18 protein-coding genes are annotated in these 25,437 nt (G+C 73.9%); 13 read left to right on the top strand and 5 right to left on the bottom strand.

Features of this window, described 5'->3' with window-relative positions:
- Window positions 1-10: 10 nt before the first annotated feature.
- Together ACZ7LE_RS25200 and ACZ7LE_RS25195 are read right to left on the bottom strand one after the other, a co-directional pair.
- Entirely contained in the window at window positions 11-2,191 is a 2,181-nt protein-coding gene (locus ACZ7LE_RS25200; RefSeq protein WP_470405960.1) for a DEAD/DEAH box helicase, read from the bottom strand.
- Window positions 2,192-2,517: 326 nt separating this feature from the next.
- Entirely contained in the window at window positions 2,518-2,919 is a 402-nt protein-coding gene (locus tag ACZ7LE_RS25195) for a winged helix-turn-helix transcriptional regulator (protein WP_470405959.1), read from the bottom strand.
- 27 nt (window positions 2,920-2,946) lie between these two features.
- Here ACZ7LE_RS25195 and ACZ7LE_RS25190 point away from each other — a divergent pair, with 27 nt between their 5' ends.
- From ACZ7LE_RS25190 to ACZ7LE_RS25175, 4 genes are all read left to right on the top strand, one after another.
- Complete coding sequence (locus tag ACZ7LE_RS25190) at window positions 2,947-3,564, top strand: hypothetical protein (protein WP_470405958.1); 618 nt, start codon at window positions 2,947-2,949, stop codon at window positions 3,562-3,564.
- Window positions 3,565-3,652: 88 nt separating this feature from the next.
- Window positions 3,653-4,399, top strand: a complete 747-nt coding sequence (locus tag ACZ7LE_RS25185; protein WP_470405957.1) for a DUF4118 domain-containing protein — start codon at window positions 3,653-3,655, stop codon at window positions 4,397-4,399.
- Window positions 4,400-4,493: 94 nt separating this feature from the next.
- Window positions 4,494-6,083, top strand: a complete 1,590-nt coding sequence (locus ACZ7LE_RS25180; protein ID WP_470405956.1) for a GH39 family glycosyl hydrolase — start codon at window positions 4,494-4,496, stop codon at window positions 6,081-6,083.
- 113 nt (window positions 6,084-6,196) lie between these two features.
- The gene (locus ACZ7LE_RS25175; RefSeq protein WP_470405955.1) at window positions 6,197-7,402 is read left to right on the top strand and encodes an ROK family transcriptional regulator; all 1,206 of its coding nucleotides are present in this window, start codon (window positions 6,197-6,199) and stop codon (window positions 7,400-7,402) included.
- Between the two features lie 74 nt (window positions 7,403-7,476).
- Here the strand turns inward: ACZ7LE_RS25175 and ACZ7LE_RS25170 are convergent, their stop codons facing one another.
- Window positions 7,477-8,781, bottom strand: a complete 1,305-nt coding sequence (locus ACZ7LE_RS25170) for an enolase C-terminal domain-like protein (protein WP_470405954.1) — start codon at window positions 8,779-8,781, stop codon at window positions 7,477-7,479.
- 160 nt (window positions 8,782-8,941) lie between these two features.
- On the opposite strand from ACZ7LE_RS25170, the gene ACZ7LE_RS25165 reads away from it, so the two are divergent.
- From ACZ7LE_RS25165 to ACZ7LE_RS25130, 8 genes are all read left to right on the top strand, one after another.
- On the top strand, window positions 8,942-10,345 hold the full coding sequence (locus ACZ7LE_RS25165; protein ID WP_470405953.1) for an ABC transporter substrate-binding protein: 1,404 nt from the start codon (window positions 8,942-8,944) through the stop codon (window positions 10,343-10,345).
- Window positions 10,342-11,325 (top strand): carbohydrate ABC transporter permease, encoded by a 984-nt coding sequence (locus ACZ7LE_RS25160; protein ID WP_470405952.1) that lies wholly within the window; start codon window positions 10,342-10,344, stop codon window positions 11,323-11,325. The genes ACZ7LE_RS25165 and ACZ7LE_RS25160 overlap by 4 nt, the downstream gene beginning before the upstream one ends.
- A complete protein-coding gene (locus tag ACZ7LE_RS25155) occupies window positions 11,322-12,218 on the top strand; it encodes a carbohydrate ABC transporter permease (protein WP_470405951.1) in 897 nt (298 codons plus the stop codon). The genes ACZ7LE_RS25160 and ACZ7LE_RS25155 overlap by 4 nt, the downstream gene beginning before the upstream one ends.
- Window positions 12,219-12,268: 50 nt before the next feature.
- Window positions 12,269-13,243, top strand: coding sequence for an NAD-dependent epimerase/dehydratase family protein (locus tag ACZ7LE_RS25150; protein ID WP_470405950.1), 975 nt, complete (start codon window positions 12,269-12,271; stop codon window positions 13,241-13,243).
- A 64-nt stretch (window positions 13,244-13,307) separates the two neighbouring features.
- Window positions 13,308-17,255 carry a glycosyl hydrolase family 28-related protein gene (locus tag ACZ7LE_RS25145; protein WP_470405949.1) on the top strand — a complete coding sequence of 1,316 codons (3,948 nt, stop codon included), beginning with the start codon at window positions 13,308-13,310 and terminating at the stop codon, window positions 17,253-17,255.
- Window positions 17,256-17,348: 93 nt separating this feature from the next.
- Window positions 17,349-18,380, top strand: coding sequence for an aldose 1-epimerase family protein (locus tag ACZ7LE_RS25140; RefSeq protein WP_470405948.1), 1,032 nt, complete (start codon window positions 17,349-17,351; stop codon window positions 18,378-18,380).
- A 61-nt stretch (window positions 18,381-18,441) separates the two neighbouring features.
- Complete coding sequence (locus ACZ7LE_RS25135) at window positions 18,442-19,713, top strand: glycoside hydrolase family 99 protein (protein ID WP_470405947.1); 1,272 nt, start codon at window positions 18,442-18,444, stop codon at window positions 19,711-19,713.
- 112 nt (window positions 19,714-19,825) lie between these two features.
- On the top strand, window positions 19,826-20,800 hold the full coding sequence (locus tag ACZ7LE_RS25130; RefSeq protein WP_470405946.1) for an MsnO8 family LLM class oxidoreductase: 975 nt from the start codon (window positions 19,826-19,828) through the stop codon (window positions 20,798-20,800).
- Here the strand turns inward: ACZ7LE_RS25130 and ACZ7LE_RS25125 are convergent.
- Complete coding sequence (locus ACZ7LE_RS25125) at window positions 20,797-23,121, bottom strand: FdhF/YdeP family oxidoreductase (protein WP_470405945.1); 2,325 nt, start codon at window positions 23,119-23,121, stop codon at window positions 20,797-20,799. The two genes, ACZ7LE_RS25130 and ACZ7LE_RS25125, sit on opposite strands and share 4 nt — an antisense overlap.
- A 22-nt stretch (window positions 23,122-23,143) precedes the next feature.
- Window positions 23,144-24,382: an MFS transporter gene (locus ACZ7LE_RS25120; RefSeq protein ID WP_470405944.1), complete on the bottom strand. Its 1,239-nt coding sequence runs from the start codon at window positions 24,380-24,382 to the stop codon at window positions 23,144-23,146.
- Between the two features lie 210 nt (window positions 24,383-24,592).
- On the opposite strand from ACZ7LE_RS25120, the gene ACZ7LE_RS25115 reads away from it, so the two are divergent.
- Complete coding sequence (locus ACZ7LE_RS25115) at window positions 24,593-25,420, top strand: alpha/beta fold hydrolase (RefSeq protein WP_470405943.1); 828 nt, start codon at window positions 24,593-24,595, stop codon at window positions 25,418-25,420.
- Window positions 25,421-25,437: the final 17 nt, after the last annotated feature.

The raw sequence follows: 25,437 nt of genomic DNA, 5'->3' as shown, positions 1-25,437 counted from the left end.
ACCCGGTGCCTCAGGCGCCGCCCTCGGCGTCGAGCGCCTCGGTGAGCAGCGCCACGAGCGCCTCGAGCTGGACGTCCGTCGAGGACGCGGCATCCTCGTCGCCCGCGCCGTCCAGGGCCCGGGCGGCCAGGTCGGACTTGCTGTCGATCAGCGCGGCGATCGTCGAGTCGATGGTCTGGGCGGCGATGATCCGCCAGGCCGTCACGGGCTCGGACTGGCCGATCCGGTGGATCCGGTCGATGGCCTGGGTCTGCTCGGCGTAGGTCCAGGACAGCTCGGCCAGCACCAGGTTGGACGCGACCTGGAGGTTCAGCCCCACCCCGGCGGCCGTCAGCGAGCACACCACGATCGACACGTCGGGGTCGTCCGTGAACGCGGTGATGGCCTTCTCGCGCGCCCGGGGCGTCTGGTCGCCGCGGATCGAGGCGTAGCCGATGCCGCGGTCGGCGAAGATCTTCTCGGCCTGGTCCATCACGTCGACGTGCTTGGCGAAGAACACGACCTTGCCCACGTTGCGGGCGAGCTGCGCGGCGTAGTCGGCGGCCAGCGCGGCCTTGGCCTGGCCGATCCGGCGGACCATGGTGAACACGTTCTCGCCCTTGGCCTTCGAGCTCGAGTCCTTCAGCTCGGCGGCCGCCACCCGGCGGGCGAGGTCGACGTCGACGCCGTCCACGACGACGTCGTCCACGACGGAGCTCTCGGCGCGCGCCTGCAGGGCGGACCGGTACCGGCTGACCAGGCGGCTGGCGAGCGCGTCCTCGGCGGCCCGGATCGAGCGGCCGGCGGCGCCGTCGAGCTCGACCGGCATGTCCGCCACCCGGCGGGCGGGGATGTCGGCGACCACGTCGGCCTTGCGGCGCCGCACGATGCCCATGTCGATCACGCTCGTCCTGGCGGCGGCGTAGAACCCCGGGTCGGCCGGGGTGAGCCCGGTCTCCTCGAGGGCGCCCAGCAGCGGGCCGAGCGGCTTGGCGTCGTCGATCCAGCCGAGGTACTGCCAGATCGCCCGGAAGTCCTCGATGTCGTTGATCAGCGGGGTGCCGGTCAGGGCCATCAGGAGCGGCCGGCCGGCCCGGGCGCGGATGCGCTCGGAGAGGGCGAGCACGTGCTGCGAGCGCTGGCTGCCCTTGTTCTTGATGAAGTGCGCCTCGTCCACGACCATGCCGCGGAAGCCGAGGTCGCCGAGCCACCCGACGTGCCGGTCCAGGAGCTCGTAGTTCACGATGACGACGTCGGCGAACCCGTCGACCCGCTCGCCGTCGCCGTGCACGACGGTGGACCGGCGCCGCGGCGTCCACAGCTCGACCTCGTGCGCCCAGTTGGTCTTGACCACGTTGGGCGCCACGACCAGCAGCGGGTAGGCGTCGGCCGCCTGGGCGGCGAGCAGCGCCTGGGCGGACTTGCCCAGGCCGGGCTCGTCGGCGAGCAGGAAGGTGCGGTGCCCGCGGGCGGTGGCCTCGACGACCTGGGCCTGGTGCGGCATCAGCTGCCGGCCCTCGGGTGCGGACAACGAGCGGGGCTCGGGCAAGGGCATGCAGGCGGCCGCGCCGGGCCCGGCGTACTCGAAGGACCGGAAGAGCGGTTCGAGCAGCTCCCAGCCGGCCAGCCGGAGGACCCGCGGGGCCTGCCGCTCGGCCGCGGCCGCGAAGTCCGGGGCGAGGAACGGGTTCGCGAGCTGGCGCGAGATCACCGAACGGGGCACCACCCGCTTCTCGGCGCCGGGTGCCGAGGCGGCGGGCGGGGGCGGCGGGGGCTCCTCGGGCGGCTCCAGGCCGCCGGCCCGCATCATGGTCGCCTTGAAGTCGCGGGCCGCGTCGGAGACCCGGGCGTCCTCGGCGAGCAGCTCGAGCAGCGAGGTGTCGCGGGCGGCGATCTTCGCGAGCAGCGTCCCGACCGCGTCGAGCTGCTTGAGCCGCTTGGCCCGCTGCGGCTCGGTCAGGGCGCCGTCCTCGCGGACCCGGGTCCGCTCCTCCCGCATGAGCAGTGCGACGACCTGGAACTTCGTCCGCGTCGCCGGGCGGGTCGGCGGTCTCCGGACGGCACCGTCGACCTCGCGGGCGGCCTCGGCCAGCACCGGGATCATCCCCTGCTCGGCGGGACGCGGGGCGCGGCGGCGCTGTGCGCCGGACCCGCGCTGTGCGCCCGACCCGTTCCGCGCGCGGCCGGACCGGCGTTGGCCTGCTCGAGCCACATCTTCTCCTTCGCTGCCTGCGTACTGCGACCACGGCGGTACCACGCCACGCCCGCACGCCCCGGGCCGGCCGACGGCCGGCTGGCCGGGCCGTGGGCAGGTGGCCCCTGGCCGGGGCGTTCCGATCGGCCGCGGGATCACCGCGGCGTCCCCGCACGCGGCCTCGTGCTCACGATGGCCCCGTGCTCACGATGATGGTGACACGCCGCCGGACGTCTCCGCGAACCACCGCGGGCGGTGGTCGTGGCCCTGCACGATCACCGGAGGACACGCAGTCTACCGCCGCTCCCGTCCCCGCCCCGACCGGCGCCGCCGCGCCGGTCCGCCTACGCGATGGTGGTGGCGCAGCTCATCGCCGACTCCGTCGCGGTCTCGCCGCCGGTGCGCCGCAGGTGCGCCTCGCCCCACACCCGGACCCCCTCGACGACGGGCAGCACCGTGGCGCCGTAGGGGGTGAGCCGGTAGATCACCGGCGCCGGGACCGGTCCGGTCACGTCGCGCTCCACGAGCCCGTCGGCCTCGAGCTCCCGCAGCTGCTCGGCCAGCACCTTGGGCGTGATGGGCGCGGCCCTGCGGCGCAGGCCGGCGAAGTGGGACTCCCCGTGGGCGAGCCAGTAGACGAGGGTCAGCTTCCACTTCCCGCCGATCGCGGTGAACGCCGCCGCCATCGGGCAGCCCGGCAGCGGGTTGGGACGAGAGGGGTTACCCGCAGGTGCCTTCTTGTTCACGGTCGCGCTCCGCTCGATAGTCGAAATATGACCATTTCACACCGAAGGTTCCTCACCGCAAGCCTTTCCGCCGTCGTCCTGCTGCTCGCGACGGCCGCCTCGGGCGCCGCCGCGCCGTCTCCGGCCGCGCCGCCCGCCGCATCTCTCGCCTCTCCCGCGTCGTCCGCAGCCGTCGACGGCCAACGGGACTTCGACTGGGAGATCGGCACCTGGCGCACCACCGTGCGGGTCCTCGCCGACCCGCTCTCGGAGTCGCCGGACGAGTGGCTCGAGTTCTCCGGCACCAGCACCGTGCGCCCGCTCGTGGACCGGCGGGCCAACGTCGTCGAGTTCCAGGTGTCGGGGCCGGCCGGCACCATCGACGCGATCAACCTGCGGCTGTACGAGCCGCAGGCGCAGCGGTGGAGCCTGACCTTCGTCAACATGCGCGACGGCCTGCTCACCCCGGCGGTGTACGGCGGGTTCCGCGACGGCGTCGGCGAGTTCTACGGCGACGACGTCCTGGGCGACCTGCCGATCAAGGTGCGGTTCCTCGTCACCCGGGCGGGCCGGGACGAGGCGCGGTTCGAGCAGGCGTTCTCGGCCGACGGCGGGCAGACCTGGGAGACGAACTGGGTCGCCGTGGACCACCGGGTACGGCGCTGAGGCTCCCGGGTCCGCCCGGTCCGCGGCCAGCGCTCGCGCGGGGTCACGGAGCGCGCCACGATGTTCGGGGGACAGGAGCACCATGACCATGAGCGTCTCGGCTTGGCCTTCGGCGACGTGGTGGCGTCCCGCGGTGCGGGTGGCGGCCGTGGTGGCGCCGCTGGTCGTCTGCGCGATCCTGTACCTGGTGCGGGACGACGTCGCCGCCGCGACCGGCGTGCTGGTCCTGGTCCTCCTCGTGGTCGCCGCCGCGGCCACGGGGGACCGGCCGGCGGCCCTGCTCGCCGCCTTCTCGGCCGGGGTCTGGTTCGACTTCTTCCTCACCGAGCCCTACCTGCGCTTCGTCATCTCCGACGCCGAGGACATCGAGGCGACCACCCTGCTCGTCCTGATCAGCCTCGCGGTGACCGAGATCGCCCTGTGGGGCTACCGGCAGCTGGGGCGGGAGGCCCGCCGGTCGGGCTACCTCGAGGGGGTGCTCGGCGCCGCCCGCGCGGTGGCCGAGGGCACCACGCCCGCCAGGACGGTGGTCGACGTCGTGGCGCGGCAGATCACCGAGGTGCTGGAGGCCGACGACTCCCGCTGGGTCGAGGGACCGGTGGGGGACGTGCGGTTCGCCGTGCTGGACCACGACGGGGCGCTGACCCGCAACGGCCGGCCGGTCGACGTCGACCGGATCGGGCTGCCCGTCGACGAGTACGTGGCGATCCCGGTGCGCCGGGGCGCGGAGGTCGTCGGCTACTTCCTCGTCACCGCGGTGTCGCACGCGGTCTTCCCGACGCGCGAGCAGCGCCGGTTCGCCGTGCTCATGGCGCACCAGGTCGCCGCGCTGTAGGCGCGCGGTGATAGTCAATCAGTTTGATTTACACTGACGGTGCGCGCTGCGCGCCGTCTCGTGATCCGGCGAGGCGTGGACGACTGGAGGACGTGTGGCCGAGCCGATCTACCTGCGGGCGACCGCGACCGGGCCGGGGCGCCCGTTGCGCCACTTCTGGAGCACCGTGGTCGGTGCGGGGCGCGCGAACGAGGGCCTCCGGGCCGACTGGCAGCGTCATCTCGCCACGGTGCGCGAGGACTGCGGGTTCGACTACGTCCGCTTCCACGGCCTGCTGCACGACGACATGTTCGTGTACACCGAACGTGCCGACGGCACGCCGGTCCTCAACTTCCAGTACGTCGACGCGCTGTTCGACGCCCTGCTCGACGCCGGCGTGCGCCCGTTCGTCGAGCTCGGCTTCAGCCCGCGGGCGCTGGCCCGCGAGACGGAGACCGTGTTCTGGTGGGGAGCGCACGGCGCCCCGCCGACCGACCTCGACCGGTGGTCCTGGCTGGTGCGCTCGCTCGTGGCGCACTGGGTCGACCGGTACGGCCTCGCCGAGGTGCGCCAGTGGTACTTCGAGGTCTGGAACGAGGCGAACCTGCGCGGCTTCTTCCGCGGCACGCGCAGCGAGTACTTCGCGCTCTACGCCGCCTCGGCGCGCGCCGTGAAGTCGGTCGACGCCGCCCTGCGGGTCGGCGGTCCCGCGACGTCCAACTTCGTGCCGGACGCCCGGTTCGACGGCGAGACCGAGGACTTCCGGGTGCACGAGGCGACGCTCGGCGCCGACCTGGACGCGCTCGAGTGGAAGCCGGTGTGGCTGGAGGCCTTCCTCGCGTTCTGCGCGGACGAAGACCTGCCCGTCGACTTCGTCTCGGCGCACCCGTACCCGACCGACTGGGCGCTCGACGAGCACGGCCGGGGACAGCGGCTCACGCGTGAGGTCGACGCGACGCCGAAGGATCTCGCGCTGCTGCGCCGCCTGGTCGACGCGAGCCCGTTCCCCGACGCGGAGATCCACCTGACCGAGTGGAACTCGTCGTCGTCGCCCCGCGACCTCACGCACGACACCGTTCCGGCGGCGGTCTACGTCGTCCGGTCGGTCCTGCGCTCGATCGGCACGGTCGACTCCCTGGCCTACTGGACGTTCACGGACGTCTTCGAGGAGGGCGGGGCCGGCGACGAGATGTTCCACGGCGGGTTCGGGATGCTCACCCTCCAGGGCGTGCCCAAGCCGACGTTCCACGCGTACCGCATGCTGAACGCGCTGGGCGGGACGCTGCTGGCGGCAGGCGACGACGGCGTGGTGACGCGGGACGAGGCGACCGGCCGGGTCGTCGCGCTCGTGCACCACTACCCGCACGAGGTCACGCGCTCCGTGCCGGCCTCGTTCGACGACCGGACGGTCGCCGACGCGACCGAGGCGGTCGGGTCGGTCCGCGACACCGAGATCACCGTCGACGGGCTGACGCCGGGCGCCGTCGTCGAGCTGGAGACGCTCGACCCGTCGAACGCCAACCCCGTGGCCGCGTGGCGCGCGATGGGGGCGCCGTCGTCGCCCACGCGCGAGCAGACCGCGGCGCTGGACGCCGCCGCCCGCGCGACGCGCCGCGAGTCGCTCGTCGTCCCCGGGGACGGCGTGCTGCGGGTCGAGCGCTCGCTCGCGCCCTGGTCGCTCCTGCTCGTGCGTCAGGTCGCCTGAGTGCGCGCGGCAGTGCGCCCGACAGTGCGCCCGACCAGGACCCGGGGTGCGAAGATGTGCGGGAGCGGGCCTCCGGGTCGCCCGCCGGCCGGTCATCGAGCAGGAGGTATGGCGTGACGATCGACCAGTCGGCCGCGCCGGCGACCGCCCGGCGAGGCACCAACCTCCCGCGGATGGGCGACTTCAACGAGTCGGTGATCCTCGACGCGGTCCGGCGCGCGCCCGACGGGCTGAGCCGCGTCGAGCTCGCCGGCGCGACGGGCCTGTCCGCGCAGACGGTCTCCAACATCTGCCGGCGCCTGCTCGACGCGGGGCTCCTGGCCGAGACCGGCAAGAAGGGCGGGCGTGCGGGCAAGCCGCGCACGGTCCTCCAGGTCGTGCCCGGCGGCCGGTACGCGCTGGGCGTGCACCTCGACCCGGCGGTCATCACGTACGTCGTCCTCGACCTCGCGGGCCGGGTGGTGCACAGCGTGCACCGGCCCACGCCCGCCGTCGTCGACCAGGAGTCGACGATCGCCGAGATGAGCGACACCATCGAGACCGTGATCGAGGAGTCGGGTGCGGCCCGCGACCGGATCCTCGGTCTCGGCCTCGCCGTGCCCGGCCCGGTCGACTTCGCGACCGGTTCCGTCGTCGACCCGCCGCAGCTCAAGGGCTGGGGCCGGGTGCCGTTGCGGGACCGGCTCGTCGAGGCCACGGGGCTGCCCGTGCTGATGGACAAGGACGTCATCGCGGCCGCGGTGGCCGAGCGCTGGGCGGGCGCGGCGACGCACTCGGGCAACTTCCTCTTCTTCTACCTCGGCACCGGTTCCGGCATGGGCGTGGTCGCGGACGACGTCGTGCTGCGCGGCGCGTCCGGGAACGCCGGCGAGGTGGGCGGGCTCGACGCCAACTGCACCACGCGCGCACTCGTCGACGAGGCCGTGGCGGCGGGCGTGCTGGAGGTCGCCCCGGCGCCCGGCCCGCAGGCCGTGGCCGAGCAGCTCGGGCGGCTCGCCGACCTCGCGGCCGAGGGGGAGCGGGGCGCCCAGGTGATCATCGACCGGTGGGCGCGCCGCGTGGGCACCGGGGTCGCGGCCGCGGCGACGCTGCTCGACTCCGAGCTCGTGGTGTTCGGCGGTCCCATCTGGCCGATGCTGTCCGAGCGGTTCCTGGCGGTGGTCGAGCCGGTGATCACGAGCTGGCCGTTCGTCGAGAAGATGCACGAGATCCAGGTGGTCAACACGCGGCTCGGCGAGGACGTCGGCGCGGTCGGCGCGGCGTGCCTGGTGCTCGACCAGACGCTCTCGCCGCAGCCCCACGCGCTCCTGATCGGCTGACGGCCCTGGCCGGGCCGGCCAGGTGCCAGACGCCCAGGTCACCCGGGTGACCTGAGCGTCTGACACCGGGGTGGTCACGCGCGGTGCGCGCTCCCGTCCGTGGCCCGCAGCAGCGCCCAGCGGTCGTGCTCCAGCGGGGCGCCCACGGGGTAGCGGCGCGCGGCCTGCTCGTCGAAGTCGACGCCGAGCCCCGGCGCCTCGGAGGCGAGCAGGTGCCCGCCGGCCGGGACCGGAGCACCCGGGAACACCTCCAGCGTGGCGTCGCGGAACGTCGCCGCCTCCTGGACGCCGAACGCGGGGGAGGAGATGTTGAGCGCCATGTTGGCCGCCATGCCCACCGGCGTCACGTCCCCCGGGCCGTGGGGCGCCGTGCGGACGCCGAACATCTCGCACACGGCCACGAGCTTGCGCGCCGGGGTGAGCCCGCCGAGCGTGGGGAGGCGCAGGCGCGCGAAGTCGATCGAGCGGCCGGCCAGCAGGGGCAGGTACGCGCGCGGGTCGTGGTAGAGCTCGCCGACGGCCAGCGGCGTCGTGCCGGCGGCCCGGAGCTCGGGGAAGTGGGCGGCGTCCTCAGGGGCGAGCGCGTCCTCCAGGAAGTACAGCCGGGCGTCCTCGACGGCGCGGACGAACTGCCGGGCCTCGGCCGGGGTCATGCGCTCGTGCGCGTCGTGGAGCAGCTCGACGTCGGGGCCCACCCGGTCGCGGACGTCCGCGAGGATCCCGGGCACGTGCCGCAGGTAGGCCAGCGTGTCCCAGCGGTCTGTGCGGGCCCGGCGCCGCGCCGCCTCCGCGGCGTCGCGCGGGGCGGTGCCGTAGGTGTCCCGGCCGGGCACCGCGACCTGGACACGCACGTGCCGGTAGCCGCGGCCGGCCGCCTCCAGCACCTTCTCGGCCACCTCGGCCGCGTCGGCCCCGTCGACGTGCGTGTAGGCGTCGGCGTGCTCCCGCGCCCGGCCGCCGAGGAGCTGGTGGACGGGCAGCCCCGCGACCTTGCCCTTCAGGTCCCACAGGGCCAGGTCGAGGGACGCGAGCGCGTTGTGCTCGATCGACCCGCCGCGCCAGTACCCGCTGTTGAGCAGCAGGCTGTGCAGGTCCTCGATGTCGGCGGGGTCCCGGCCGACGAGCAGCGGCCCGAGGTACTCGTCGATCAGCGTGCGGGTCGCCAGCGGGCGCTGCGGGTCGCTCGCGTCGCCGAGCCCGTAGAGCCCGGGCTGGTTGGTCTCGACCCGGGTGACCACGTAGGGGCAGCCCTGCGGGCCGGTGAGGAACGTGCGCACCGCGGTGACGCGCACGCCGTCGGCGGCGGTCCAGGGTGCCGGGGCGAGCACGTCGGGAGGGGTGTCGCGGGCGTCGGCGTCGACTGCCTGCAGGGGTGTCATCGGTGACCTCGATCCGGGGACGAGCGGTTCGCGCGGGCCGTTCCCGCGCGCGGGGCGGGCACCGGCGGCGGCGCCCGTTGACACTGTACATCGAATTGATTTATCTTCCGATGGTCCGCGACACCGCCCGGTGCCGCCTGATGACCGAGAGGCACAGCCCGTGATACGACACCGACGTCGTCCGTCCTCTGCACGCCTGACCACCGCCGCCACCTCCGTCCTGCTCGTCGGCGCGCTCGCCGCGTGCAGCGGTCCGGTCGGCGGTGCTGCCGGGGGCTCGCAGGAGAGCGACCCCGACACCCTGACCATGTGGACCTTCAAGCAGTCCCACGTCGGGCCGCTGCAGAACGCCGCGAAGTCCTTCGAGGAGAAGACGGGCATCGCCGTCGACGTCCAGGCCTACACGCCGGACGACGCCTTCATCACCAAGGTGCAGGCCGCGGCGCAGACCGGCGACCTGCCCGACGTGCTGGAGGTGCACACCCACGGCGACGACTTCACGTTCGGCGGCGCGGGCCTGCTCGAGGACCTCTCCGACGACGTGGACGACGAGTGGACCTCGCGGTTCCTGCCCGCCGTCGCGAACGACGGCACCGTCACCGACGCCTACTACGAGCAGTCGCTCGCGGAGGGGTCCAAGACCGCCGGGATCGAGAAGGGCCAGCGGTACTCCGTGCCGCTGACCATCGGCACGTTCGGCATCGTCTACGCGAACAAGGAGCGGCTCGAGGAGGCCGGGATCACCGCGGCCCCGACCACCTGGGAGGAGTTCGTCGCCGCGCTCGACGCCGTGCAGACCGCCCGGCCGGACGACGGCGGCGTGAGCATCGGCTTCCAGTCCTCCACGACGGGGCTGGAGTGGCTCATGCAGCCCATGGCCTACGGCCAGCTCGGCAAGGAGGACTTCGGCGCCCTGTTCGGGCAGGACCCCGCGAAGAACTTCGCGTCGGACAACGGCACGCAGGTGCTGGAGGCCTACAGCCAGGTCCAGCCCTACTGGATGCCCGGCACGCAGTCGCTCACGATCGACGACGCCGACATCGCGTTTGCGCAGGGCAAGTCGTCCTTCGACATCGGCGGTACGTTCACGCTGGCCTTCCTCGACCAGAACGGGATGGACCCCGAGAACATCGTCACCTTCCCCGTGCCGGCGCCCGAGGACGGCGCGATCGACGACCTGGAGCTCGCGCCCTTCGGCCTGACCGGGCTCTCGGTCTCGGCCTCGACGGGCAACAAGGACGGCGCCCTGCAGTGGATCGAGTACCTCTCGGAGACCGACGTCGCCGCCGCCTTCGCGCAGGACGCGCTCGACGTGCCGCCGGTCGACCTGGGCGACGACCCGACCGCGACGGTCGGCCCGGTGCTCGGTGCCATGATCGGCGCCTTCGGCGAGGGGGAGGACGCGTACAACCCCGGGGACACCTCGTACCGCCCGGCGGCGTACGACGCGGCACAGATCGGTGACGCCGTGATGGAGCTGACCCCGCTGGAGACGAAGGACGTCACCACCGTGGGCAAGGACGTCGCGACGCTCGTCGACACCTTCTGGTCCCAGTCGAAGTGACGACGTCGACCGCGATCGCCGCCGTCGTCCCCGCCGGGGACGACGGCGGCGGCCGGCGGGGCCGCCGCCGGCGCCCGGTGCACCACCGCGGCCAGGAGGTGGCGTGGGGCTACGTCTTCATCGCCCCCGCCCTCCTGCTCTTCCTCGTCATGGGCGTCTACACGCTCTTCTTCAGCGCCCAGCTCTCGTTCGTCCGCTGGAACGGCCTGACGCCCACCTGGGAGTGGGTCGGCCTGAAGAACTACGCCGACCTGCTGTGGGCGAGCCCGGTGTACGCACCGGTCGTCCACCGGGCAGCCCTGAACACGCTCGGCGTGATGGTCGCCGTGCCCCTGCTGACCGTCGTGGTCTCCTTCCCGCTCGCGGTGGTGCTCAACCAGGCGCGCCGGTTCGCCGGCGTGCTGCGCTCGGTGTACTTCGTGCCGTACGTGACGGCGGGCATCGCGGTGTACATGGCCTGGCAGTACGTGCTGGAGCCGAACGGCGCCGTCAACCTGCTGCTGCGCACGCTCGGGCTGGGCAGCCTCGAACAGCCGCAGGGCTGGCTCGGCAACCCCGCCACCGCGATGCCGACCCTCGTGGTCATCATGGTCTGGTCGGGCGTGCCCGTGGCCATGCTGCTGTACCTGACGGGGCTGCAGTCCATCGACTCCTCGCTGCTGGAGGCCGCGCAGCTCGACGGCGCCGGCTGGTGGCGCACCAACCTGTCCGTGGTGCGGCCGCTGCTGGCCGGGACCACCGCGGTGATCACGCTCCTGAACGTGCGCGAGGCCCTCCAGGGCTTCCAGATCTTCCTGATCATGACCAACGGCGGTCCGGCCGGGCGCACCAACGTGCTCGGGCTGGAGACCTACGACCTGGCCTTCCAGCAGGAGCTCGCGCCCACGCTCGGCCTCGCCAGCGCCCTGGGCTGGCTCCTGTTCTTCGCCGCGCTCGCCGTCGCGATCGTCAACCAGCGCGTCACCCGGGAGAAGCCATGACGACCGTCACCGACCGCACGGTCCCGGCGGCTCCGGCCGTCCCGCGGACGCCGCGCCGCCGTCGTACCCCCGCCAAGGTGGTCGTCGCCCGCTCCGTCGTGGCGGTGCTGCTCGCGGGCTACGCCGTCGTGAGCCTGTACCCGTTCCTCTGGATGGTCTCCGCGGCCTTCAAGACGCAGCAGGAGGTCATCCAGGGCGGGCACCTGATCCCGCACGACCCCACGCTCGGCACGATCGTGGACACCTGGGCGCAGCTGCACTTCTTCGACTACTTCCTCAACAGCCTCAAGGTCACCGGGCTGACGACGCTCGGCGTGGTCGTCGTCTACTCCGCCGCCTCGTACGCGTTCGCGGTGCTCCGGTTCCCGGGCCGGCAGGCGTTCTTCCGGCTCTTCCTGGTGCTGCTGTTCGTGCCCGGCGTGGTCACCCTCCTGCCGATCGTGCTGCTCGAGAACCAGATGGGGATCCTCGGCACGCACCTGGGCCTGATCCTCCCGTTCGTCAACGGCACCGCACCGCTGTCGATCCTGCTGCTCACCAACTCGTTCCGGTCGCTGCCGGACGAGCTGCGCGACGCCGCCCGGGTTGACGGCGCAGGCGAGCTGCGGATCTTCACCCGGATCTACCTCCCGCTCGCCCGGCCGGCCCTCATCACGGTCGCGCTGCTCACCGCCATCCCGACATGGAACGAGTACCTGCTGTCCCGGGTCTCGCTCAACGAGCCGGCCACGTTCACCCTGCCCATCGCGCTGCAGCAGCTCCAGTCGTCGAACGTCGTCCAGTACAACCAGCTCATGGCCGGCGCCCTGATCGTGGTGATCCCCGTGATCATCCTGTTCCTGGCCACCCAGCGGTACTTCGTCAACGGGCTCGCCGGCGCGGTCAAGGGATGACCCACCACCCACCGGCCCCGGCCGCACGACAGATCGGAACCCACCCCGTCATGAACCACACCCTGCCCCTGCCCCCGACCGGCCGCGCCGGCGGGCTCCGCCCCGGCGACGCCGTGCTGGTGACCGGCGCGGCCGGCGGCATCGGCCGGGTCGTCGTCCCGGCGCTCGCGGCGGCCGGCTACCGCGTCGTGGCGACCGACCGCATGCCGTTCGACGCGCCGTCCGCCGAGGTCGTGCTCGTCGGGGACACGCGGGACCCGGCGTTCGTGGGGTCGGCGCTGCGGGCGGGGGCCGGGGCAGGGTCCGGGGCGGTGGCGGTCGACGGCGTGGTGCACCTGGCGGCCATCGCGTCTCCGGGCCAGGTGCCCGACGACCAGACGTTCACGCAGAACGCGCAGGGCACGTTCTGCGTGCTCGACGGCGCCGGCCGGGCGGGCGTGCGCGTCGCCGTGGCGGCGTCGTCCTTCTCCGCGTACGGCTACCCGTGGGCGGGGCGGCACCTGTCGCCCGCGTACGTGCCGGTCGACGAGGCGCAGGAGCCGGTGGCGATGGACGCCTACGCCCTGTCCAAGCTGGCGTCCGAGCAGGTCGGCGCGTACGCCGCGCGCCGGTACGGCATGCCGACCACCCTGCTGCGCATCCCGTTCGTGGGCACGGGCGACCGGCTGCGGGAGATGGTCGAGCTCGCCCGCCGCGACCCGGGGGCGATGCGGCAGGAGCTGTGGACCTGGCTCGACACGCGGGACGCCGCGGGCGTGGTGCGTGCCGTGCTGGAGTCCGGCGTCGACGGCCACCACGTCGTGAACGTGGCGGCGCCGGACACGACCAGCGACATCCCGACGGCGGAGCTGCTCGCCCGGTTCCACCCCGGGACCCGCGTGGCGCGCCCCCTGGAGGGCACCGCGACCGTCATCGACACGACGGCCGTGCGCGAGCTCTTCGGCTTCGTGCCCGTGCACTCGTGGCGCACGGGCGACGCGCTCGACCCCGACGTCACGGCGGTCGCCGAGGGCCTGAGCGTCTGACCGGCCACGTCAAGAACCGCACGTCCCACTCACGTCAGTCCGAACAAAGGTGTTGAGGATGAACATGAACCCAGGAAGAGGCCGGGTGCTGGCCACGGCCGCGGTCGTGGTGCTCACGACGGCGGGGCTCGTCGCCCCGGCCGCAGCCGGGCCCGTGGTCGACGTCGACCGCTATCCCACGGGGGTCGGGGCCGACCTGTCGGCGACCCCGCGCACCCACGGGGTCTCCGTCGCGACGGCGCCCACTGCGGGGGGCCAGGTCACGGGGGAGGTCGGGGCGCGCGCCTACTGGCGCACCGACGCCGCGGCGGGGGCCGAGCGCCTCGCGCTGGACCTCGCCGACGAGTACGTCGGCCGGCTCGCCGACCTCCCGGCCTATCTCGTGGTGGACCACCGCACGGGCGAGGCGGTGGTCGCCACGGGCGGCGGCGGCACGCTGGGGCCGGGCGAGCCGGAGCCCGACGCCGACGGCGACGGCTGGACGACCACGGTGATCGCGCTGCCGGCCGCGACGCTCGAGATGGGTTCGGGCCCCGAGGTGGAGCTCGCGGGCGCCGACGGCGAGCTGACCGTCGCGGCCGTGCGGGTCGTGGCCCGGGGCACGAGCGTCGACCTCGGCCCGGCGGTGGCCGAGAGCGGCATCGCCGTGCGGGCGGGCGACGCCACCGCCGGGCTGGTCACGGGGACCGCTGACGGCCGCGGGTACTGGCAGACGGGCCGTGAGCAGGGCACGAGCTTCGTGTACGCCAACGTCTCCGACGCCTACGCGCTCGACGTCCGCGACCGGGTGCTGGTCGACGCGACCGTGCAGCAGGGCGGGGGGTCGATGTTCCTCCAGTACGACTCGCCGGGGGACACGATCCCGGACATGTTCAAGCCGTCGGCGCGCCACGAGCTGGGCGACGACGGGACGTGGGGCTCGCGTTCGTGGCTGCTCGACGACGCCGTCCTGACCAACCGGTCCAACGGCTCCGACTTCCGGCTCTCGGTCGAGGGCTCGTCGCGGGACGTGCGGGTGGACTCGCTCGCCGTCACGGTGGTGCCGCGCGCGGTGGACCCCGCCGTCGCGCTGCGCCGGCTCGTCGAGCGTGCAGAGGTGACCCACGACGCCGCGCGGGAGGGCGGCCGGGACGGGCAGTACCCCGCCGGCTCGCGCGCGGAGCTGCGGGACGCGATCGACGCGGCGGACGCCGTCGCCCAGGACCCGGGGGCGAACGGGGACGTGGTGGACGCCGCGACGACCGCGCTCGAGGACGCGCTCGCGGAGTTCCTCGGCTCCCAGGTGACGACCGATCTCGCGCGCACCAGGAGTGTCACCGCGAGCTCGGGGGAGGCGACCGCCGCCGCGACCGACGGCGACCCCGCCACCGCGTGGACCTCCGCACGCGAGCAGGAGAGCGCGTGGGTCCAGGTGGACCTCGGGGCGCCCACCGAGATCGACGAGGTGTTTGTGCGGTGGACCGCGGACTACGCGCACGTCTACCGCATCGAGGTGTCCACCGACGGGGCGGCCTTCGAGGAGGTGGCGCGCGCCGGCGCGATCGACGCCACGGGGGTGCGCACCCGGTTCGAGCCGGTCGAGGCGCGGTTCGTGCGCCTCGCGCTGGACGAGCGCGCCACGCAGCGCGCGGCGTACGCGCTCACGGACCTCGAGGTGCGCCGCGCGCCGGCCGCCGCGGTCCACCCGCGCGTCGTGCGCACGACGTTCCGGGCCGAGGACGTGGTCGTCGCGGACCAGGTCGCCACCGACTTCGGCGCCGACCCCTCGGGCGTGGCGGACTCGACCGCGGCGATCCAGGACGCGCTCCACGCGTGCCAGGACGCGACGGGCGGGACGGTGTGGCTGCCCGCGGGCACGTACCGCGTGACCGGCACCCTCGAGGTGTTCGCGCACTGCACGCTGCGCGGCGACCACCCCGACCGCGCGATCTCCGCGAAGGGCGACCCGCTGGGGGGCACCGTCGTCGTCGCGGACCTGCCGTCGGGCGACGACGGGCCGAGCCTGTTCCGCATCGGCGGCAACGCGGGCGTCACCGGCCTCACCACCTACTACCCCGGCCAGGACGCCGCGCACCCCGTCCCGTACGGCTTCACGTTCGAGATCCCCGGCCGCGCGTGGCAGGGCGAGCACAACTACATGATGAGCAGCGTCGAGCACGTCACGATGCTCAACTCCTACCGCGGCATCGGGATCTCCACCATGGCGCACGACCGCGGCGCGGGCGGCCCCGGATCCCAGGTGCACGAGATCGCCAACGTCCGCGACGTGGTCGGGACCGCCCTGTTCGAGGGGGTGGTCGCGTACAACGGGGCCGACGTCGGGACCTGGCAGGACGTGCGCCTCGACAACGGCGTGTGGGCCGGCGCGGGCGCCGAGTACGGCGCGCCCGACCGCGCGGTCCTCGACGCCTGGACGCGCGAGCACGGGACCGGGCTCGTCCTGGGCGACCTCGAGTGGGACGAGTTCGTCGGCGTCTCCGTCGCGGACTATGCCGTCGGCATCCACGTGGTCAAGGGGCAGCGCGCGAGCTTCACGGGGTCGTTCGTCGACGCCGAGGTGCGGCGCTCAGGCGTCGCGGTGCAGGTCGACGTGTCCGACGACCGGTGGGGCACGGCGTTCGCCGGCGGGGTCCTGGAGGGCTCCGAGGCCGCCGTCCGCAACACCTCCGGGGGCTACGTCAAGCTCACCGGCGTGGACACGACCGGCGGCCTGGAGGGGACGGTGCACGTCCTGGACGGGCCCCGGCACCTTCCGGCAGTCCCGAGGACGAAGCTGCCGGCGCGCCCGGACGCGCGGCTCGTGGACGTCACGAAGGCGCCGTACGACGTCCCCCGCACGCCCGGGATGTTCTCCGACGTCGACGTGACCGCGCCGATCCAGGCCGCCCTCGACGACACCGCGGATGCCGGCGGCGGCGTCGTGTACCTGCCGGCCGGCTGGTACACCGTGCGCGGGCACCTCACGGTCCCCGCGGGCGTCGAGCTGCGCGGCTCGGCGGGCGTGGCCAACCGCGACTCGCTGGAGCTGAGCGGCGGCACGGTGCTCCTCGCGTACGAGGGCGGCGGCACCCCGGCGGAGCCCGGCGCGCCCGACCCGTCGACCAGGCGGACGGCGTTCGTCACCCTCGCGGGCGAGGACGCGGGCCTGCGCGGGCTGCGCGTCTTCCACCCGGAGAACAACCCCGCCGGCCCGGACGGCGTCCGCGCCTACCCGTTCGCCGTGCGCGGCGCCGCCCCCGGGGCGTACGTGGTCAACGTCGGCCTCACGAACGCCTGGAACGGGATCGACATGACCCGCGCCGCGGACGGCTTCCTCGTGCGCCGCGCCGTCGGGCTGTTCCTGTCCGAGGGCGTGCGCGTCGGGGCCAGCTCGGGCGGGACCGTGGAGAACGTGCTCTCGAACGGGAACGTCATGACCCGGATCGCCTACGGTCTGCCGGGCTGGGTCGAGGGCGCCGACCTCTTCGGCCAGGTGATCGACCCGGTCGCGCGCGAGCGCGAGGTGCTGGTGCGGGCCACCGGATCGCGGGACCTCACCGTGATCGACACGTTCGCGTACGGCACCCACGACGGTCTCGTCGCGCGCGACGGGGCCACGGTGACGGCGTTCAACCTCGGCACCGACAACCTCGGGCCGGGCTACACGGTGGACGCGGACGCCTCCAGCGCGGTGCGGGCCGTCAACGTCATGCGCTACAACGGCGCGACCAGCCGCGGGCCCGTCACGATCGCCAACACGCTGGCGATCAACATGGTGACCGCGGCGGTCTCGGTCGCGGCCGACGGCGCGGGCGACGTGCGCGTCGAGGGCAACGAGGTGGAGCCCGGCCGCTACGAGTCCGGCAGCACGGTGGTCGCGGTCGCCGCGCCGCGCGGCGGGCGGGTGTTCACCGGCTGGCGCGACGCGTCCGGTGCCGTCGTCTCGCGCGACGCGCGGTACGCGTTCGAGGTCGCGGGCGACGTGGCCCTCACGGCCGGGTTCGCCCCGCGGGGCGCCGCAGGCCGCGGCTGACCCGAGATCCCGCCGGGCACGGTGCCCGGCGGGACCAGGAAGACGGAGCAGGACGAGGGGACACAGGTGATGGTGGCAGCGAGGGAGGCGCCCGTGACGATCCACGGCGCGGCGCCGGACGAGGCCCGGCGGCGCACCGGGTGGCTCGGGCAGGTCGCGCGGGTCGAGCAGGTCGTCGACGCGGACGGGCCTGCTCGCGGCGCCCGGCGTCTGCGGCTGGTGACCGGCGGCGGGCTCGAGCTCGACGTCCTGCCGGACCGGGCGCTCGACCTCGGCGCCCTGACGGTGCACGGGGTGCAGCTCGCATGGCTCGCGCCCGCCGGGTTCGCCGCCCCCGGCCTCTACCGCGCCGACGACTTCGGGACGTCGTTCGGCGGCGGACTGCTCGTCACCTGCGGCCTCGACCACGTGGGTTCGCCGGTGGTCGACGGCGGCCGGCGGTTCCCGCAGCACGGCCGCCTCACCTCGCTGCCGGCGAGCGTGGAGCGGGCCGCGGTCGTGGGCGACGAGCTCGTCGTGGAGGGCGTCGTGCGCCAGGCGGCCCTCCACGAGGAGCACCTCGTGCTCCGGCGCCGGATCAGGGCCGGCCTCGGGTCCACGTGGGTGACGGTCGAGGACACCGTGACCAACGAGGGGTGGCGCCCCGAGCCGCACCTGGTGCTCTACCACGCCAACCTCGGGTGGCCGCTGGTGTCCGAGGCCGCTGGGCTCGACGTCTCCTCGGAGCGCGTCGAGCCCGACGGCCCGGACGCGGTGGGCGACCCGTGGCGCGAGGTCTCGGCGCCCGAACCGGGCTACCGCCAGCGCGTGCACCGGCACGACCTGGTGCCCGGTACGGGGCGGGCGGTGGTGTCCAACCCGGCGCTCGGCCTGCGGCTGACCCTGACGTTCCCGACCGCCACGCTGCCCGTGCTCTACCAGTGGAAGATGTTCGCCCCCGGGCAGAACGTCCTCGGGCTCGAACCGGCGAACGCCCCCGCGATCCAGGGCCGCGCGGCCGCGCGCGAGGCTGGCAGCCTGCCCGTGCTCGCGCCGGGGGAGTCCGTCTCGTACTCCCTGCGCTTCGACGTCGACCGGATCCCGGCTGAAGGGAGGTCACCCACCGCTCCGCCGCACCGCACGTGATCGACGTACCCGGGGCGCGACGACGACGTCGCGCCCCGCCACCTCGACGAACGGACACCACATGAGCATCTCCCGACGTTCCTTCCTCAGCCTCTCCGCGGCGGTCGCGACGGCGGCTGCCGCACCCGGCGCCGTGTCGTCCGCCGCGGCGACGCCCACCGCGGCCGCGGCGGCGAGCACCGCCGCCGTGAGCCCGCCCGGCGACGTCGTCGGCAAGATCACCGCCGGCTACCAGGGCTGGTTCGCCTGCCGGGGCGACGGCGCCCCGATCGACCTGTGGTGGCACTGGGCCCGCCAGGCCGACCAGCCGCCGTCGCCCGGCAACTCCGCGATCAAGTCGTGGCCCGACGTCCGCGAGTACTCCGCCACGTACGCGACCGCGTTCCCCGCGCTGAACGACGGCCGCGCCGCGCGGCTCTTCTCCTCCTACGACCAGCAGACCGTCGACGTCCACCTGCGCTGGATGGCCGAGAACGGGATCCACACGGCGGCGCTGCAGCGGTTCAACCCGTTCGGGGCGGAGGGACCGACGCGCGACGCCGTCGCCGGGCGGGTCCGGTCGGCCGCGGAGCGGACCGGGGTGAAGTACTACGTCATGTACGACGTGAGCGACTGGCTGCAGATGCGCACGCAGATCACGCAGGACTGGGCGGGGAAGATGTCGGCCCACACGGGCTCGTCGGCCTACGCGCGGCAGAACGGCAAGCCGGTCGTGGGCATCTGGGGCTTCGGGTTCGACGACCCCCAGCGGCCGTTCACGCCGCAGGAGTGCCAGGAGGTCGTGGACTGGTTCCAGGCGCAGGGCTGCTACGTCATGGGCGGGGTGCCCACCTGGTGGCGCACCGAGGGCGACGACTCGCGGGACGGCTTCGCGGACGTCTACCGGTCGTTCGACATGATCTCGCCCTGGCTCGTCGGGCGGATCGGCAACGTCGCCGGCGCGGACGACTTCTACGCGCGCGCGACCGTCCCCGACCTGGCGGAGTGCACCCGCCTGGGCATCGACTACCAGCCCTGCGTGCTGCCCGGAGACCTGCAGGAGCGGCAGCGCGCGCACGGCGACTTCATGTGGCGGCAGTTCTGGAACCACGCCCGGGCAGGGGTGGCCAGCGCGTACATCTCGATGTTCGACGAGTACAACGAGGGCAACCAGATCGCCAAGACCGCCGCGACGGCGGGAGACGTGCCGGCGGGCTCGGGCATCTGGGCGCTCGACGAGGACGGGACGGCCTGTTCCTCGGACTACTACCTGCGCCTGACGAACGACGGGGGCCGCATGCTGCGGGGCGAGCTGCCGGTGACGGCGACGCGGCCCACGCGCCCGCAGCCGTAGCGGGGCGGGGTTGCCGCCGCCGTACCCGCGGCGGCAACCTCAGGCACGGCACGGCGCCGCGCCGCGGCGCGGCGCCGGGAAGCGCCCGGGGCCCGCCGCGGTTGGGGCTCGTGTGAGGCTCTCCCTCCTGGACCGTTCCCGCACCCGAGCCGGATCTTCCGACGCCGCCGCGCTGCGCCACACCGTCGAGCGCGCGGTGGCGGCCGAGCGGCTGGGCTACCACCGCTTCTGGGTCGCCGAGCACCACGCCGTGCCGGGGATCGCCTCGGCGTCGCCGCCCGTGCTGCTCGGCGCCCTCGGCGCCCGCACCAGCACGATCAGGATTGGCTCGGGTGGCGTGATGCTGCCCCATCACCAGCCGCTGGTCGTGGCCGAGCAGTTCCTGCTGCTCGACGCCCTCTACCCGGACCGGGTGGACCTCGGCGTCGGACGCACCCTCGGCTTCACCGCACCGGTGCGCCGGGCGCTCCGGCACGGGTCGGACGCGCCGGACACCTTCCCGGCGGACATCGAGGAGCTGCGCGACCACCTCGACGGCACCGCGGCGATCACCGCCCGGCCCGCCGCCGCACGCACCATCCCGGTCTATGTGCTCGCCACCGGGCGGGGCCTCGCCGTCGCCGCCGGGCTCGGGCTACCGGTCGTTGTCGGCGGGCCCGTGCTCGGCAGCCCCGCGCTGCCGGACGCGCTCGCGGCGTACCGCAGGGAGTTCCGCCCCTCGCCCCGCGCGCCCGAGCCGTCGGTGACGGTCTCGCTCGACGTCCTCGTGGCGGACACGGACGCCGAGGCGCGCGAGCTGGCCCTGCCGGAGGCGTGGGCGATGGCCAGGTCCCGGCAGACGGGCGAGTTCGGCCCGCTGGAGCCGGTCGAGGTGATCCGCGCCCAGCCCTGGTCCCGGCAGCTCCGCGACCGCGTCGACGCTCAGCTCGCGCAGGGCGCCGTCGGCTCTCCCGCCACGGTGCGTGGCCACCTGGACCGGCTGGCGGAGGTCACGGGGACGGAGGAGATCATGGCGTTCAGCTCGACGTACGACCGGGCCGCCCAGGCAGCCTCGGACGCCGCGCTGCGCGACCTGGTGCTCGGCTAGCTCGCAGGTCCGGCACCCGCGGCGCCGCCGTCCGACCCGCCGTCCGACGACGGCCGGACCCGGATCCGGAGGTGCTTCATCAGGGGCTGGTCGCTCTGGGTGCTGTAGTCGCCGATCCCGATCAGCACGTTCATCTCGGGCATGTAGCCCGCGGCGCTGCCCCGCGGCAGGTCGTAGGCGAGCGCGCGGTAGCCGCGCAGCTCGCGGACGGAGCCGTCCTTCGAGGTCGCGACGATGTCGACCAGCCCGCCCTGGCGGATGTCCCGCGCCGTCATGTCCTGCTCGTTCATCAGGATCAGGGTCCGGAGGTTCCGGACCCCGCGGTAGCGGTCGTCGTCCGAGTAGATCGTGGTGTTCCACTGGTCGTGCGAGCGCATCGTCTGCAGCACCAGCACGTCGTCCGACGCCGGGAGGACGTCGGGCAGCGGGCTCGACGCGAACTCGGCCCGGCCGCTGGGGGTGTGGAACACGAGCTCCCGCGCGGGCTGCTCCAGCCGGAACCCGCGGGGCAGCCGGACCCGCCGGTTGAAGTCCTCGAAGCCGGCGAGCGCCCGCGCCATCACGTCGCGGATCCGGTCGTAGTCCTCGACGTACCACTCCCACGGTGTCGCGCTGCCGGGCAACGTGGCCCGCGCGATCCCGGCGATGATCGCGGGTTCGGACAGCAGGTGCGGGGACGGGGGCTTCCGGTTGCCGCGGGAGAGGTGCACCATGCTCATCGCGTCCTCGACGGAGACGGACTGCGGGCCGCCGCGCTGGAGGTCCCGTTCGGTGCGCCCCAGGCACGGCAGGATGAGCGCCTTGCGGCCGTGGTCGAGGTGGCTGCGGTTGAGCTTGGTGCTGACCTGCACGGTCAGGTCGCACCGGTGCAGCGCGACCGCGGTGTAGCGGGTGTCGGGCGCCGCGCGGACGAAGTTGCCGCCCATCCCGACGAAGACCTTGACCGCGCCGCGGTGCATCGCCCGGATGGTCGCCACCGTGTCCAGCCCGTGCTCCCGGGGTGGGTCGATGTGGCAGGCGGCCGCGAGCCGGTCCAGGAATTCCGGCGTCGGGCGGTGGTCGATGCCGCAGGTGCGGTTGCCCTGCACGTTGCTGTGCCCCCGCACGGGTGACGGGCCGGTGCCCGTGCGGCCGAGGTTGCCGCGCAGGAGCAGGAGGTTGACGATCTCGCGCACGGTGTCGACGCCGTGCTCGTGCTGGGTCACGCCCAGGCACCAGGTCATGAGCGTGCGCCCGGCGGCGAGGTAGATCTTCGCGGCCCCGCGCAGCTCGGCCTCGCTCAGGCCGGACTGGGCGACCAGATCGTCCCAGCGCGTGGCCTCGACCAGCGCGCGATACTCGCCCAGGCCGTGGGTGTGCTGGTCGAGGAACGCCTCGTCGAGGGCCGTGGGGTCGGTGCGGTGCGCCTCGAACACCGCCTTCGCGATGCCGCGCAGGAGGGCGAGGTCGCCGCCGGGCCGGACCTGGAGGTTCAGGGTGCCGGTGCGGGTGGCCCGGTTCAGGGCCATGTCGGCGACCTCGTGCGGGATGACGGCGCGCCGGGCGGCGGCCTCCACCAGCGGGTTGACGTGGACGATCTGGGCACCCCGGTCGTAGGCCCTGGTGAGCTCGGTCAGCATCCGCGGCGCGTTCGACGCCGCGTTGACGCCGAGGACGAACAGGGCGTCGGCGGCCTCCCAGTCGTGCAGGTCGGCCGTGCCCTTGCCCGTGCCGAGGGCCGCCTGGAGGGCGCGCCCCGAGGCCTCGTGGCACATGTTGGAGCAGTCGGGGAGGTTGTTGGTGCCGTACTCGCGGGCCAGCAGCTGGTACAGGAACGTCGCCTCGTTGCCGAGCCGTCCGGAGGTGTAGAAGGCGGCCTGGCCGGGGCTGTCCAGCGCACGCAGCTCCCGGCCGACCATCGCGAACGCGTCCGCCCAGGTGATGGGCACGTACCGGTCGGTCGCCGGGTCGTAGACCATCGGCTCGGCCAGGCGTCCCTGCTTCTCCAGGTCGGCGTCGCGCCAGGTGCGCAGCTCGGCGACGGTGTGCTGCGCGAAGAAGTGCCGGTCGACGCGCCGTGACGTCATCTCCCAGGTGACGTGCTTGACCCCGTTCTCGCACAGGTCGAGCGCCAGACCCTTGAGGTCGTCGGGCCAGGCACACCCCGGGCAGTCGAAGCCGGTCCGGTCGTGGTTCATCCGGAGCATGGCCGCCGGGCCCTTGGCGACCGCCTTCTCGGTGGCGAGGAAGGCGGCCACCGAGCGCGCCGCGCCCCAGCCTGCCGCCGGGTGCTGGTAGTCGGCCTGGGACCACGACGTGCCCGGCGTCTCGGGTTCGGTCATCTGCGTCGGTTCCTGGTGCCGCTCACGCGCCCGCGGGCAGCACGGGTCGCTGCCGGCCGACGGTCGTGACGTACAGCAGCAGGCCCACGCTGGTCAGCACGACGCCGGCCCAGACGGTGGACAGGGTGCCCCAGCCGGCGTCGAGGGTGATGGCCCCGCCGATCGCGCCCAGGGAGTTGGCGAGGTTGAGGGCGGCGAGGTTCAGGGCGCCCATGAGGGTCGGGGCGTCGGGGGCGAAGCCGGTCAGCCGCACCTGGATGGTGGGGATGGCGAACATCATCGTCGCGCCCGTGCCGAAGAAGCAGACGAGCAGGACGGCGAGGTTGCTGCCCGCCAGCCCGATCAGGACCAGGAAGACCAGCACGCCGCCGTAGCCGTACAGCAGGCCCCGGCTCTGGTACCGGTCGGCGATCCGGCCGCCCCAGCTGTTGCCGACCGCCATGCCGACGCCGAAGACGGCCAGGGCGAGCGGGATGACGGACGCGTCCTGGCCGGCGGCGTCGGTGATGAACGGCCCGATGAACGTGTAGACGGCGAAGATGCTGGAGATACCGAGGGAGGCGACGGCGACCATCAGCCAGACGTTGACCCGCCGCAGGGCCCCCAGCTCGTTGCGCACCGAGCCGCCGTGCAGGTCGCTGGTGCGGGGCAGCCACGCCACCAGCGCGGCGCCCGCGAGCAGGCCGATGACGACCACGGCCCAGTACATGGCGCGCCAGCCGGCGTTCTGGCCGATGAACGTGCCGAGCGGTGAGCCGAAGATCGTGGCGACGGTCAGGCCGCCCATGACGGTCGCGAACGCCTTGCCACCCCGGCCGGGGCCGTACACGTAGGCGGCGACGACGGCGCCGGCGCCGAAGAAGGCGCCCTGGACGCAGCCCGTCAGGAACCGCGCGACGACCAGCAGCCCGATGTTCGGCGCCCACGCGGAGAGCGCGTTGCCGACCAGGAAGAGGATCACCAGGCCGAGCAGGAGGGTGCGGCGGTTCATCCGCGCCGCCAGCAGCGTGATGGCGGGCGAGCCGATCATGACGCCGAAGGCGTAGGCGGTGATCGCGTAGGTGGCCACGGGGATCGACACGCCCAGGTCGGCGGAGAAGAGCTGGATGATCCCGTTGCTGCCGAACTCGCCGGTGCCGATCGCGAAGGTGCCCAGGGCCAGGGCGAACAACGCCAGGCGTGGGTTGCGGATCGGTGAGGTGGCGGTCTCGTGCCGCTTCTCCTCGGCTGTGCACTGACTCTCGAACGCCTGCTGGTGCATGGGTGGGTGTCTTTCGTCGGGCCGGCCGCGCTGACTTGTCGCTGGGTGCGATGTTCGCGCAGCCCGATGGACGGCTACTTGATCGGCCCGGCCCCACCGTCCAGTGCCGATCCAGTGGGGCGGGGTCGCGGCGCGCGCCCGGTCCAGGCCGCGTCCACCGCGGCTTCGTAGCGTTCGAGGCCCGCAAGGTCTAGCAGGAGGAGTTCGATCGTGTTCGGAAAGACTCTGAAGGCATTTGCCGCCGGCTCGGCGGTCCTCGTCGCCGCGAGCATGGGACTGTTCGCCGTCACGGCGGACGCGCACCCGGGCGGCCACCACGGCCAGCCGGCGAAGAAGCCGACGATCGTGCTGGTGCACGGCGCGTTCGCGGACAGCAGCGGTTTCAACGCGATCAGCCGCCGCCTGCTGGCGGACGGCTACCCCGTGGTGGCCGCGCCCAACCCGCTGCGCGGGGTGGCCGCCGACGCCGCCCAGGTCAGGGCGCTGCTCGACAGCATCGAGGGGCCGATCGTGCTGGTCGGGCACTCCTACGGCGGTGCGGTCATCTCCTCGGCCGCCACCGGGAACGAGAACGTCCGGGCACTGGTCTACGTCGCGGCGTTCGTCCCGGAGACCGGCGAGAGCGTGGAGGCGCTGGTCGGCAAGTTCCCCGGCAGCACCGTGGGCGAGTCCCTCAAGCCGGTCCCGCTGTCGGACGGACTGGTCGACCTCTACATCAACCCGGCGGTGTTCCCCGAGCGCTTCGCGGGCGACCTGCCCGCCAAGGACGCCGCGCTCTACGCGATCTCGCAGCGGCCCGCGACCAACGCTGCCCTCGGCGAGCCCGCGTCGGGCACGCAGGCCTGGCACTCGATCCCCAGCTACTACCTGATCAGCGGCGCCGACCAGATCATCCCGCCGGCCGCCCAGGAGTTCATGGCCGAGCGCGCCGGCTCGACGGTGCAGAAGGTCCGCGGCGCGTCGCACATGGTCTTCGTGTCCCGCCCGGACACGACCGTGGGCCTGATCGAGCGGGCGGTCCGCGAGACGGCCGACTGACGGGGGCCGGCGGGCGG

The organism is Promicromonospora sp. NPDC110617 (assembly GCF_055598465.1).
This window is presented reverse-complemented; position numbering and strand designations above follow the sequence as displayed.

Coding starts and splice junctions, on each gene's coding strand:
- ACZ7LE_RS25145 (WP_470405949.1), top strand. CDS start 13,308: ATGAACCCAGGAAGAGGCCGGGTGCTGGCCACGGCCGCGGTCGTGGTG.
- ACZ7LE_RS25120 (WP_470405944.1), bottom strand. CDS start 24,382: ATGCACCAGCAGGCGTTCGAGAGTCAGTGCACAGCCGAGGAGAAGCGG.
- ACZ7LE_RS25185 (WP_470405957.1), top strand. CDS start 3,653: ATGAGCGTCTCGGCTTGGCCTTCGGCGACGTGGTGGCGTCCCGCGGTG.
- ACZ7LE_RS25170 (WP_470405954.1), bottom strand. CDS start 8,781: ATGACACCCCTGCAGGCAGTCGACGCCGACGCCCGCGACACCCCTCCC.
- ACZ7LE_RS25125 (WP_470405945.1), bottom strand. CDS start 23,121: ATGACCGAACCCGAGACGCCGGGCACGTCGTGGTCCCAGGCCGACTAC.
- ACZ7LE_RS25135 (WP_470405947.1), top strand. CDS start 18,442: ATGAGCATCTCCCGACGTTCCTTCCTCAGCCTCTCCGCGGCGGTCGCG.
- ACZ7LE_RS25190 (WP_470405958.1), top strand. CDS start 2,947: ATGACCATTTCACACCGAAGGTTCCTCACCGCAAGCCTTTCCGCCGTC.
- ACZ7LE_RS25150 (WP_470405950.1), top strand. CDS start 12,269: ATGAACCACACCCTGCCCCTGCCCCCGACCGGCCGCGCCGGCGGGCTC.
- ACZ7LE_RS25155 (WP_470405951.1), top strand. CDS start 11,322: ATGACGACCGTCACCGACCGCACGGTCCCGGCGGCTCCGGCCGTCCCG.